At 51.7% G+C, this 13,267-nt stretch carries 9 protein-coding genes; all 9 read left to right on the forward strand.

From position 1 onward, the window contains the following. Positions 1-27 precede the first annotated feature (27 nt). The 9 genes from B160_RS0102055 to B160_RS0102095 all read left to right on the forward strand — a co-directional run bounded on the left by B160_RS0102055 (position 28) and on the right by B160_RS0102095 (position 12,664). Complete coding sequence (locus B160_RS0102055; protein ID WP_157557852.1) at positions 28-2,121, forward strand: hypothetical protein; 2,094 nt, start codon at positions 28-30, stop codon at positions 2,119-2,121. Between the two features lie 99 nt (positions 2,122-2,220). Next, on the forward strand, positions 2,221-3,021 hold the full coding sequence (locus B160_RS28210) for an MIP/aquaporin family protein (RefSeq protein ID WP_018626185.1): 801 nt from the start codon (positions 2,221-2,223) through the stop codon (positions 3,019-3,021). Beyond that, a complete protein-coding gene (locus B160_RS0102065; RefSeq protein WP_018626186.1) occupies positions 3,008-4,111 on the forward strand; it encodes a GTP-binding protein in 1,104 nt (367 codons plus the stop codon). The genes B160_RS28210 and B160_RS0102065 overlap by 14 nt, the downstream gene beginning before the upstream one ends. Before the next feature lie 33 nt (positions 4,112-4,144). Next, positions 4,145-6,760 (forward strand): GH116 family glycosyl hydrolase, encoded by a 2,616-nt coding sequence (locus B160_RS0102070; RefSeq protein ID WP_018626187.1) that lies wholly within the window; start codon positions 4,145-4,147, stop codon positions 6,758-6,760. Positions 6,761-7,079: 319 nt separating this feature from the next. Further along, positions 7,080-8,198 carry a glycoside hydrolase family 183 protein gene (locus B160_RS0102075; RefSeq protein ID WP_018626188.1) on the forward strand — a complete coding sequence of 373 codons (1,119 nt, stop codon included), beginning with the start codon at positions 7,080-7,082 and terminating at the stop codon, positions 8,196-8,198. Positions 8,199-8,389: 191 nt separating this feature from the next. Beyond that, positions 8,390-10,063 carry a glutamine--tRNA ligase/YqeY domain fusion protein gene (locus B160_RS0102080; RefSeq protein ID WP_018626189.1) on the forward strand — a complete coding sequence of 558 codons (1,674 nt, stop codon included), beginning with the start codon at positions 8,390-8,392 and terminating at the stop codon, positions 10,061-10,063. Between the two features lie 181 nt (positions 10,064-10,244). Beyond that, positions 10,245-10,454, forward strand: coding sequence for a hypothetical protein (locus B160_RS0102085; RefSeq protein ID WP_018626190.1), 210 nt, complete (start codon positions 10,245-10,247; stop codon positions 10,452-10,454). 82 nt (positions 10,455-10,536) lie between these two features. Next, positions 10,537-11,730, forward strand: a complete 1,194-nt coding sequence (locus B160_RS0102090; protein ID WP_018626191.1) for a cupin domain-containing protein — start codon at positions 10,537-10,539, stop codon at positions 11,728-11,730. A gap of 19 nt (positions 11,731-11,749) precedes the next feature. Next, on the forward strand, positions 11,750-12,664 hold the full coding sequence (locus B160_RS0102095; RefSeq protein WP_018626192.1) for a ferredoxin family protein: 915 nt from the start codon (positions 11,750-11,752) through the stop codon (positions 12,662-12,664). The last annotated feature ends 603 nt before the right edge of the window (positions 12,665-13,267 follow it).

The following is a 13,267-nucleotide window of genomic DNA, read 5'->3' on the forward strand; positions in this document are numbered from 1 at the left end:
TTTTATTTTTAACTAAATAGTTGGCGTATGTTAGGAAGAGCGGGTATGAAATATTGGATATGGGTACTTTTTTTTCTGGTGAATCATTGTTGCTCAGCCCTTGCGCAAGGCAATATGCCGGTGGGGTTAAAGCGGTATATCAGCAATATCCGTTCTTCAGGGTTGGACACAGCGGCGTTGGATATTGTTTACAGCAAAATTGAAAAAAACATATATAAAGTTCAGGTATCGTTGTATCTGAAAGAAGATGTACAAACAGATCACTGGGAATTCTCCATCCGGCCTGCGTTCCGGCCCCGTTTTAACTGGGCGCCGCACCTGACTCCTGATAGCAATCATGTAATTGCCCAGCATGTATTCCGGGCGCCGGCACTTATTGTTACGGACGCTTCGCAAATGCTCACCGTTATACCCGATCTTGACCTGCTGCAAAAAGGCAGCGCAGTACCCTGGTATATGGATATGGATGCCCGGGAAAACCGGTTGGTGCTGGGTATGGGCGAAACGGCTATAAAGGAGCATGTGCTTTTTACAAGGAAGCCGGGAGCAGTGTTCCCAAAGGGCCGGGTTTCGATCGGTTTTTATTGCATTGTTTCGGATCAGCAGGAAGCCATCCGGAATCCGTTTCAGCAAGCCGTTTCCTTTTTATGGAAAAAATGGGGCAGCCCGTTGTTCCGGAAAGGAGAACCGCTGCAGCATGCAGGGCTGGAACCGTATGTAAAGCAAACCTACGAATGGGCATTTAAGAACTGGCGGCCTGCGGTGTGGCAGGAATTTGAGCTGGACGGTAAAAAACTGGGTGCGCCGGTATTCATCGTTAATACGACCCAAAGCCCGAATTATAAAGGGATCCCCAATCAGCGGGAATTTCTTTCCATATGGAACCAGGCCTGGTTTAATTCCCTGCGCTCTGCACAGGGGCTGTACCGGTACGCCGGAAGAACCGGCAACGATTCGCTGATGCGCTACGCATTGCAGACAAAAGAGCTGGCGCTTTCTTTTCCACAGCATGATGGCATTTTCCCATCGGTAATAGCTACAGAAATGGAAGAGGTTACGGTAGATGGAAAAAAATACAGGGGTTCCAAAGGCTGGGGCACCCGTTATTGGGGAAACTCGAACCGCAATCCCTATACCTGGGACGCCCGCAAGGCGCCTTATCATATTGCGGATATGAGCTTCACAGCCTACTGGATGTTGGTTTGGTATGATGAGCTGGAAAAAGATAAGAGATTATTGCAATATGCCCAACGCTATGCCGATGCGCTGATCGGGTTACAGGATGCCAGGGGCTTTTTCCCGGCCTGGCTGGGGCTGGATGATCTGAAACCGCTGCAGCACCTGAATCAATCGCCGGAAACCAGTATTTCGATAACCTTCCTGTTAAAGTTGTATGTCCTTACGGGTGACCCGCGGTACCGGAGCAGTGCTGTAAAGGCCATGCATGCGGTGATGGAGGATATTGTGCCCGAAGGCCGGTGGGAAGATTTCGAAACCTACTGGTCCTGCAGCCGCATCGGCGCTGCTGATTGGGTGGGACGTAAAATACCGCGCAACAATATGTACAAGCAGAATAGTTTTTCCATATTCTGGACAGCACAGGCGTTGCTGGAAATGTTTCAGATTACCAAAGAAAAAAACTATCTTGTTGCGGGTCAGCGGGTACTGGACGAATTGCTCCTGTGGCAGGCGGTATGGCAGCCCCCGTATATGGCCGTGCGCACCCTGGGCGGCTTTGGAGTGATGAACGGAGATGCAGAATGGAATGATTCACGGCAGAGTCTTTTTGCAGAACTGATCATCCGGTACGGAACATTGCTCCGCCGTCCGGACTACCGCCAGCGGGGCATTGCCGCCCTCAATGCTTCCTTTGTGATGATGTACACCCCTCTGAACCCGGGTACCATGCAGCAGTGGCAGGCCCGGTGGCCTTTTTTCAACAGAAAGGATTATGGGTTTATGATGGAGAACTACGGCCACAATGGGAGTACCAACGCGCAGGGGCTGGGGATCGGCGAGTTTACGATATATGATTGGGGCAATGGCGCGGCAGCGGAGGCCTATAACCGGATCCTCGATCATTACGGACCGGGCCTGTTCAAAAGCGGGCATGCAAAGTGACCCGGCATCCGGAACAGGTAGTGTGATGAGCAGCGGTTTTGTTGTTCCGGAAGTGATCCGGAATGCCATGTTTAAACGATTAAATAAGGCATTGATAGTATGCACAGTTCGCTTAAGGAGTTTTTGGGAGAAGCCGCGGGCACCTTTATCCTGGTGTTTTTAGGTTGCGGGGCTGTTGCCGTTTCGATTTTATTCGATTGGCTGCCGCATATCGCCGCCATTGCTGCGGTTTGGGGTGTCGCGGTCGTGATGGCCATTTATGCCGTGCGACCGGTATGTGGTGCGCATTTTAATCCCGCTGTAAGCATTGCCATGACCATTGCCGGCCGGTTTCAAAAGCGCAAACTGCTGTTGTATTTTATAGCGCAGCTCTTTGGGGCAATGGCAGCTGCGCTCGTTCTGTATGCGGTCCTGAATGATCCGATAAGGGGTTATGAAGCGGCGCATCATATTTTCAGAGGAACGCCGGCGTCGGTAACCACTGCCCGGATGTTTGGGGAATTTTATGCGCCCTACCCGGCCTTGCCTGCCATGCTTGCAGAAGGTACGGGCACTTTTTTATTAACGGCTGGTATTTTTATGGCTACCCATGAGCAACCTGGTAAAAAGAACAGGTCAAAATGGGCGCCGGTAGCTATTGGCGCTGTGCTGACACTGCTTATTGTTCTTTTTGCCTCCATTACCCAGGCGGGCTTTAACCCGGCGCGGGACTTTGGCCCCCGGCTGGTTGCTTATTTCGCCGGATGGCGGGGAGCCGCATTTCCTGTTCCGGCAGGTGGCTTTTGCTGGGTATATATACTGGCCCCGTTTGCGGGTGCCACGCTGGCTGCGTTGCTGTACAATTATTATTTAAAACGGTCTCCGCGTGCGGAGCTAAAGATAAGATATGAAAACGAATAGAGTAAAACTGATCTTCGTGGGGGGCTTTCTGGGTGCGGGTAAAACAACGCTTTTGCAGCAGGCTTCCGCATTGCTTGCCGCCGGCGGACGATCCGTGGGCCTCATCACCAATGACCAGGCAGATGCGCTGGTAGATACCCATCTTTTAACGAAGCAGAACAGCATGACCCGGGAGATCAGCGGCAGTTGTTTCTGCTGCAACTATGAGGGGTTTGCCGGGGTGCTGAGCGAGCTTGCGGGTCGCCATACGGCGCCGGATGTGATCATTGCCGAGCCGGTGGGCAGTTGTACCGACATCTCCGCCACACTTTTACAGCCACTGAAAAGCCAGATGCAGGCAGTAATAGAGCTGGCGCCCTTTACTGTACTTGCCGATCCGGAAAAACTGGAGCGCATTCTTGACGGGGACCCGGCAGATCTGCACCCGTCTGCGGCCTATATATATCGCAAGCAACTGGAAGAAAGCGATAGGATCCTCATTTCAAAAACAGACACTATAAGGCCCGAACGGTTGCAGGTATTGACGGAGAAAGTAAAGCTGGCCTTTCCGGACCACGAAGTGGGGACCATAAGTGCCCGCAGGGGAACCGGCGTGAAGGAATGGCTGGATCAGGTACTGCAAGGCACGGTTTCCGGAAGCCGGATAGCGGCGATAGATTATGATGTTTATGCAGAAGGTGAAGCGGTGCTGGGATGGCTCAATGCATCCGTTTTGCTGCAGGGAACGGCGGTAGATTGGGACCGGTTCCTGGAAAACTATTTTCACCGCCTGAATGCGCTGCTGGGAAGCCCGGCAGGGATCGGGCATATCAAGATCCTGATCGAAGGTATGGGAGACCGGTACTGCATCGGGAACCAGACCGGCGCCGGGCATACATTGCAGTTCAGGAATTCGGCGGGGATCAGCAATATTGCACAGATGACCATCAATGCACGGGTAGAGGCTGACCCCGCAGCGCTGGAGCAGATGGTTTTTGCGGCATTGGCGCAATCTGCAGAAGGCGGACTGTTTTACGAGATCCGCCAGTGCCGGTCGCTGCGCCCCGGCTATCCCCGGCCCACACACCGGTACAGCCATGTGGTATCCTGAATGACACCGATCGTTTGACATAAAAAGAACCATATGAATAAGGAAACAGGAAGAAGATCGTTTATTAAAAAGCTGGGCGTTGGCGGATTGGCTGCTGCGTCCGGCATCACGGTGGGCGCCGTTTTACCGGGAAAAAATGCTGGTGCCGCCGGTGTCGGTGCCGCAAAGAGGCTGCCCGCTGCGGCCAGGGCATACAATGCTGATTATGAGGAGGAGCACCTCAACCGGGTAGCATTCCCGGTCGGCGGGCTGGGCGCCGGTATGTTTTGCCTGGAGGGTACCGGTGCTGTTTCGCATATGTCGATCAATCATAAGCCGGAGGTTTTTTTTGAGCCCCAGGTATTTGCCGCCCTGTCTGTAAAAGGAGCAACGCCTGTGGCCAGGGTGCTGGAAGGCCCGGTGCCGGAGTGGAAGATCTTTGGTCAGCGGGGAACAGGGAACGGCGCGGGGGGCACCAGCTACGGGCTGCCCCGTTTTAGCAAGGCGTCCTTCCGGGCGCGGTTCCCGTTCGGCACGGTCGCATTGGAAGATGAAGAAGTGCCGGTTACCGTAAAGATCAATGGCTGGAGCCCTTTTATCCCGGGCGATGAAGACCACTCCGGTCTGCCGGCGGGCGCGCTGGAATATACTTTCGTAAACCGGTCACCAAAAAAAATAGAGGCGGTGTTCTCGTATAATGCGAAGAATTTTGTGGCCCGGGGTGAACGGGGGCGCATCCGGAAAATGGACAATGGCTTTATCCTTTCCCAGGAGCCGGGTAAGGACAAACCGTTTACCCAAACCGATTTTGCCATCTTTACTACCGCGGAAGAGCGGCCGGTGATCGATTATTGCTGGTTCAGGGGCGGCTGGTTTGACCCGGTGACAATGATCTGGAATGTCATTGAAGCAGGAGCCACAAAGGACAATCCGCCCGCAGCATGGGACGCTCCGGGTGCATCGCTGTTTGTTCCGTTTACATTGGCGCCAGGCGCACAAAAAACGGTCCGCGTCCTGATGGCCTGGTATGTACCGGAATCGGACCTGCGGATACAGGATAAAGGCCCCGACGGGAAAGAGCATTGCAACAGCGCAGCATGTTGCATCAGCCCGGAAGTATCGGGGCTGGATACATTTGTAAAGTTTACCGGCGAAAAATACAAGCCCTGGTATGCATCCAGGTTCGCAGATATACAGGCCGTGGCCGGGTACTGGCTGCAGCAATATGAAACCCTGAAAAAAAAGTCCGCTTTATTTAAAGACGCATTTTACAGCAGCACCCTGCCACCCGAGGTGATGGAAGCGGTTGCCGCCAATCTTACCATCTTGAAATCGCCCACCGTATTGCGCCAGTACGACGGGCGGATGTGGGCCTGGGAGGGGTGCAGTGATGAGAACGGGTGCTGTCACGGAACCTGCACACACGTTTGGAATTATGCACAGGCGATCTGTCACCTGTTTCCCAGACTGGAAATCGGGCTGCGGAATACGGAGTTCTGCGAGGACCAGAGCGCCGGAGGGCATCAGACCTTTCGCGCCAACATGCCCATCAGCCCCGTAAAGCACGATTTTCATGCTGCGGCCGACGGGCAGCTGGGCGGGATCATGAAAGTGTACCGGGAATGGCGCATCAGCGGGAACCAGGCCTGGTTAGAAAAAATATATCCGCTTGTAAAATGCAGCCTTGATTATTGTATTGAAACCTGGGACCCGATGCATAAAGGCGTGCTGGAAGAACCCCATCACAACACGTATGATATCGAATTCTGGGGGGCCGATGCCATGTGCACCACCTTTTACCTCGGGGCGCTGCAATCCATGATCAAAATGGGACGTTTTCTTAAAGCAGACATTTCGGTCTATGAGTCGTTGCTGGAAAAAGGAAAGACCTTCCTGGAAAGCCAGCTGTACAATGGCGAATTCTTTTTTCAAAAGATCCGGTGGGAGGGATTAAAAGCCCGGAACCCGGCTGAGGCACAATCCTTCGGAGGCGCCTATTCCAAAGAGGCGGTTGAAATCCTGAAAAAAGAAGGCCCGAAATATCAATATGGCAAGGGCTGTTTGTCGGATGGCGTCCTGGGAAGCTGGATCGCGGCCGTTTGCGGGCTGGAAGACCCGGTTGACCGCAATAAGATAACCAGTCATCTTCTTTCGGTACACCGGTACAATTTAAAAAAGAGCCTCAAAGGGCACGTGAACCCGCAGCGGCCGGCGTATGCGCTGGGAAATGAAGGCGGGCTGCTGCTGTGCACCTGGCCCAGGGGTGGAAAACTGTCCCTGCCCTTTGTGTACAGCAATGAAGTATGGACGGGGATCGAGTACCAGGTGGCTGCGCATTTAATGATGATGGGAAAAGTGGAGGAAGGCCTGGAGATCGTACGGACCTGCCGCAACCGGTATGACGGAAAGATCCGGAACCCCTTTAACGAGTATGAATGCGGGCACTGGTATGCAAGGGCAATGTCGAGCTATGGCATGTTGCAGGGGCTTACAGGGCTGCGGTACGATGCCGTTGATAAAACGGTATACATCGATTCAAAGATCGGTGACTTTACCTGCTTTATTGCGGCCGCTACGGGGTTTGGGACGGTGACCTATAAGAATCAGAAAGCCCGGCTGACAACCGTGCACGGCAAGATCGATGTAAAAGAGATCAGGATCGCAGGATAACCATTTTTTAAAATGTCCCGGTCTGTCAGGTTAATTTTTATGAATTTAATGGTCAAAGGCAAAGCAGCAGTGCACCGGTAATATAAGGCTGCTCCAAAAAGATTCCCCCTGTGCTGCGGCTAATACGAAATTGAATTATAATTTAGGTCGATATTTTCCCGTATAATGCGGATGTAATAGCCGTTTAGACCAACAGAATGGGTCTTTTACGGATATCCGATCGGTATAAGAGCAGGTCCCCGGGAGTTACGTCTTTTGATCATCAACAGAAGGTATCGGCTGTGGTAAAAATGCTGCGGGGATAAAATCATTAGCTACAATGCAGGGATTGAAATTTATTTTATTGCTGCCGGCCATCGCGGGTGCTATGGAATTGGCCGGGAGCAGGGCGATGACGGTACCGCAGCAACGGGATCTGCTGCCTATTAATGTCAAAAGGATCGCTCGTGTTACCGGTTCGGGCGACGCTGGAGCGCTATTGCCGGATCCGAACAGGACCGCTCTTGCTTATAACGTAGGCGGTACCGATTTGGGCATCGCATGGAAAATGGGTAATGGATCTGTGGGGCTGTTTTTTGGCGATACCTATGGCAGCGATTTCAGACCTGGTGGCGGAGGGCCGGGAAACGCGGGCGGCTGGCGTTCGAATGTGCTGGCTTTCTCAAACGATAAAGATCTGTCGGACGGGCTCGCTTTCGACCGGATGCTTACGGATGCGGGGAAAACGGAAGCAAAAGAAGTTATCGCCAGCCGTCATGATCCGGATTGCAAAGGCGAGCATACCATGATCCCAACGGCAGCCATTCATGCCGGCAATGCCGATTATGTACACTGTATGAACATTCATTGCTGGGAGGTGCCCGGCCGCTGGAAAACGAACTATTCCGGGCTGTTCCGGTCTGCGGATCTTGGAAGAACCTGGAGCCGTTGCCACAGCGTGCGGTTCCCCGGCGGAAGTAAATTTGCCCAGGCGGCTTTTGCAAAGCGTAATGGGTTCGTTTATATGCTGGGAACGCCCACAGGCCGGCACGGGGCCATTTATCTTTTACGGGCAGGGGAAAAGGATCTTGCTTTTCAGTACCGGTATGCTTACTGGAATGCAGACCGGGGCTGGGTAAAGAACAACGAGGCCATGGCAACACCCGTCATCGAAGCTCCGGCAGGGGAGATGTCGGTGATTTATAATGAAACATGGCAGCGATGGATCATTACCTACCTGGATGTGAGCAGGAAAGCGCTGGTACTGCGCGATTCAAAGGAGCTTCAGAAGGGATGGAGCAGCCCCAAGATACTGGTGCCGGCTTCCGACTACCCGGGTTTGTACGGATCATTTATCTATCCCACAGCAACCGGTGAAACACTTTATTTCCTGATGTCCGTATGGAAGGACTACAATGTATTTTTAATGCGCGCAGACCTGAAGCTGGCAGACGGCTGAATGAACGGGCCTTCGTCTCTGGCCCGGCACATTTCCGGATCCCATGGCATTTTCTGTTGCCTTTTTTGAGGAACTGCCTGCGGAGCGGCGGGGTGAAGACAACACCCGCCGTGGCGCCGGCTGTGATGCATGGTTGTAACTCGTTTACGGACAATTAGCTACATTTGCAGACTGAACTGATTATTATTTTTATGACGGAAGAGAATAAAGCGGAAGAAAAAAAGAGCCTGAATTTCCTGGAGGAGATCGTGGAAGCGGATCTGGCTGCAGGGAAATATAAGACGATCATGACCCGGTTTCCCCCGGAACCCAATGGCTATTTACATATTGGCCACGCAAGCAGTATTTGCCTCAATTTTGGGCTGTCCCTGAAATACGGAGGCGGCACGAACCTCCGGTTTGACGACACCAATCCCGTAACGGAGGAAACGGAATATGTGGAGGGCATAAAAAAGGATATCCGGTGGCTGGGCTTTGACTGGGCAAACGAATTCTATGCTTCGGATTATTTTGAGCAGCTGTATGCTTATGCAGTAAAGCTGATCAAAAAAGGACGGGCCTATGTAGACGATAGCAGCAGTGAAGAAATTGCTGAGCAAAAGGGAACGCCCACCCAGCCGGGTCACAGAAACCGGTATGCAGAGCGCACCGTGGAAGAAAATCTGCAGCTGTTTGAAGAAATGCGGAATGGCAAATACGCCGATGGCGAAAAGGTATTGCGTGCAAAGATCGACATGAGCGCTCCGAACATGATCATGCGTGATCCCATTCTGTACCGCATCAAAAAGGCGCATCACCACCGCACCGGCGATCAATGGGCCATTTATCCCATGTACGATTTTGCCCACGGACAAAGCGATTCCATCGAGCAGATCACCCATTCGATCTGTACCATGGAATTTGTGCCACACCGTGAGGTGTACGACTGGCTGATCCGGGAACTGGAAATTTATCCGTCACACCAGTACGAGTTTGCCCGCCGTAACCTGAGCCATACGCTGACCAGCAAACGGAAATTGCTGCAGCTCGTGACCGAAAAATATGTTTCCGGCTGGGATGACCCCCGTATGCCTACCATTGCGGGGCTGCGGAGGAGAGGCTATACACCGGAAAGCATCCGGGATTATTGCGAGCGTATCGGAGTAGGCAAAAGAGATAACCTGGTGGATGCCGGAGTGCTGGAGTTTTGTGCCCGTGAACATTTGAACAAAATTGCCTTGCGCCGGATGGTGGTGTTCGATCCGTTGAAGGTGGTGATCACCAACTATGCCGGAACAGGAGAACAATTGCATTCGGAAAACAACCCGGAAGATCCGGCGGGTGGCAGCCGTACGATAACGTTCAGTAATGAGCTGTATATAGAGCGGGACGATTTTATGGAGGACGCTCCAAAGAAATATTTCCGCCTGGCGCCAGGGAAACAGGTACGTTTGAAAAGCGCTTATATCATTCAATGCGATGAAGTGATAAAAAATGCTGAAGGTGACATCGTGCAATTGAACTGCTCTTATTTTGCAAACAGCAAAAGCGGGGAAGATACTTCGGGCATATCGGTAAAGGGAACCCTGCATTGGGTAAATGCCAGGGACTGTTTTTCCATACAGGTAAATGAATATGACCGCCTGTTCACCGCGGAGGATCCGGCAAATGCAGAAGGGGAATTTACGGATTACATCAATGAACATTCCCTGCGGGTGGTGGCAAACGCGCTGGCAGAACCGGCATTAAAAAAAGCAGGCCCTGAGGAACGCTTTCAGTTTTTACGGAAAGGATATTTTACGCTGGATCCGGGCAGCACGCCGGAGCAGATGATCTTTAACCGCACGGTTACTTTGAAAGACAGCTGGGCCCGGGCGGGAAAATAACAGTCATAATTACTAAATAACAAATTACAGATCACAGATCTCCTTGCGGATTGGAAAAACAGGATACGTCCGGCCGGTCGTTTTATAACGATCTATTAAATTTACCGGCGAAACGGGTGGTTTAAAAAAAATTGATTAACTTACTTTAGTAAACTATTTCTAAACTCCTTAAACTTTGATTATGGAACTAAATGAACTCTTGTTAAATGAAGATGAGTTTCAGGTAACGCGCGTTACGGAAAATGAATATTCAGAAATGGATGGTGACGGCGCAGACGGTGACGGCAGTGATGGCGATGGGTCCGATGCTTCCGACGGAGATGGAGGAGCAGACGGCGATGGCGGCGCGGACGGCGACGGAAGTGATACCGACGGATCGGACAATGCCTGATAAAAATGAATTTCGTGAAAAGCTGCGGCATCCTGTATGCTGCGGCTTTTTTATTATCTTGTAGCATAAATCTTTCCCGGCTATGACCACATTTTTTGATAACATCATTGCTCCCTGTTCCGTCGAATCTTTTTTTTATACCTACCATGAAAAAAAGATCCTGCATGTTCCGCGGAATGATGATGCCTATTACCGGTCTGTGTTAACGGCTTCGGAAATATCGGCTTTCCTCGACCGGCAGGATATTTTTTATCCGTCGCTGCGCGTGGTGAAGGATGGGAAGGAAGTGCCTTCTGCATCCTATACGCTGAAGGGAGTGCCCATCGGGCATCACAAACGCGATGGGATCATTCATACGGAAAAAGCGTTCGCGTTGTTCAATGAAGGCGCCACCCTGGTGATCCAGGCTGGCCAGCGGTATTTTGACCATTTGTCGGGTTGTTGTATGGAACTGTCCGGAAAATTTAATGCGCCGGTCCAGGCAAATTTATACATCACGCCCAACCGGTCGCAGGGCTTTAACCCTCATTGGGATACGCACGATGTATTTGTGCTGCAGATCTCCGGAACCAAGACCTGGCACCTGTATGGTTTTGAAAAGGAACTGCCCACAAAGAACCAGGGGTTTGTGAGCAAAGGGTACAATAAAGAACCGGAGCAGACCCTGCAACTGAGCCCCGGTGATTTTTTATATATTCCGAGGGGATACGTGCATGATGCCGTGGCAGACGACGGCATTTCCGCCCATATTACCATCGGGATCCTTTCCTTTACCTGGATCCGGTATTTTTCCGAGCTGTTAACGCAGCTTGAAAATGAAAAAGCGTTCCGGGAGGCGGTTCCTTTCTGGCGCAACGACCTGGACATACTCATCGGGGAAAAGACAGAACTGCTGAAGGAAACGATTGGCCGGCTGGCCCGGGCGGAGGCGTTGCAGCAGCTGGATAACCAGTACCGGAAAATGCAGCCCCAGAAGATCCACGGCTATTTTGACAACCTGTTGCAGGTAAAAAAGCTCCGGAAGGATACGGTATTGCAGGTGAACAGGAATGTGTTCTATGAGCGTGGTGAAGCGGATGGACAGTGCTTTGTGAAATGCTTTGGTAAGACCATTTCATTTTCCCGTTCTTTAAAGCAGGCGATTGATCATATATTTGAGGCCGAAAAATTTACCGTGGCGGAGCTGCCGGGTGAGCAACCGGAAGACACCCGGATGGCCGCTGTGACGCAGCTGATCCGGGAGGGCGTGGTTTACGGCGAGGATTATCATTCATAAACAAAAATAAATACGATCATTGAATAAGACAGGCACCCGGCACGTTTTCTTTTGCAGCGCAGCATCCAGGTATTATAAAGAGGATATCCATGGCTCAGCTGCCAACTATAACGGGTTCATATTGCTGGAGCACAGCGATCCGTTTCCGGAGAAAATGGACCAGGCGCATTTTGATCCCAATTTTATAGCCGGTCTTCAGGTCCTGGCAAAACAGAAAAAAGCAAAGCTCCTGCTGATCCGCAACCGGAAGACGGACTTTAAGAGCTGCCGGCTGATCTATGTGGATTGCCTCCGCCAACGCTACCTGACCCTGCACTCCACGCTGGCAGATGTGGCCGCCATCCGGCTGGAGTATTATGTGAACAGCCCGGATACGATCTGGGAAACTGATCCCTTTTTTGTGGTGTGCACCAACGGGAAAAAAGATAAATGCTGCGCGAAGTTCGGCTTCCCGGTATTTAAGTTTATCGAAAATCATGACCGGCGTGTTACTGTTTTTGAAAGCACCCATGTAGGAGGCGACCGTTTTGCCGCCAATGCTGTATGCATGCCTGCAGGGATCTATTATGGGCGGGTGATGGTGGAGGATGTGGATGCCATCCTGGAGGCCACCGAGCGGCAGCGCATCCATTATCCCAATTACCGGGGACTTGCCACACGCTCTTTCCTGTACCAGTCGGTGGAGTGTTATCTGCGGGAGCAGCTGCAGGACTTCTCCACTTCTTTTGATTTTACCATTGATGTACAGGAGGAGGAAGAGGAGCGTTTCTATTTCCGGGTTACGGCAAATGGTGTACATTATGAGCTTCGCCTTTTAAAGAAAGTGATCCCCTATCCGTATTACCTCACCTGCAAGTCGCAAAAGCCGGGAAATATTACCAAGTATTTATTAGAGACCTTCGCTGAAGCAACCGGCTCTTCCGCGACTCGTTGAGGATCCGCTCTTTCCTTCGCCGGTACGCTGCCAGCAGGTTCTAAGTGTTAACGTATATCACGAACGCAGATCCGCTCAGATTCATGCGCGTTTATCTGCGATGCCATCAGGGCCCATCCTGCCAGCCTGCCCGGATGACCTGGACGGGCTGCGCGGTGGTCATTTGATACTCCGGACCGTATAAATCGTCGGGAAATAATTAAACCCATCTGTAAAAAAAACGGGGTTCTGCAATCATTTTAACGAAAGAAGCACGGCCTCGAAAGATCCGGCAAGAACGGGGTTTCAACCCGTTTATAAGTCCAAAAGAACAACAGAGCGCCAGGGGCCCGGGGCATGATGAACCGTGTCCATGACACTTATGAAATTACGGCCTCGTTAAAGAGATTGTATTAAAAGTTACTTTATAGCATGTTGTCATTCTGAACGGCCGCAGATGTTCATTGGCCGACAGTTATTGCCTTTTGAGCCATTCATGAGCGCAAGCTACACCGGGCAGCGCTATCTTTACCGGGTTGTTGTTTTTATCCGTTCCGGTGTTCCCGGGCTTTCGATGCAGAGGGGGAAGAGAGATCAGGGAGCACCGTTCATTGGGACTCGATA

Origin of the sequence: Niabella aurantiaca DSM 17617, from assembly GCF_000374125.1 — a bacterium.
Taxonomy (GTDB): domain Bacteria; phylum Bacteroidota; class Bacteroidia; order Chitinophagales; family Chitinophagaceae; genus Niabella; species Niabella aurantiaca.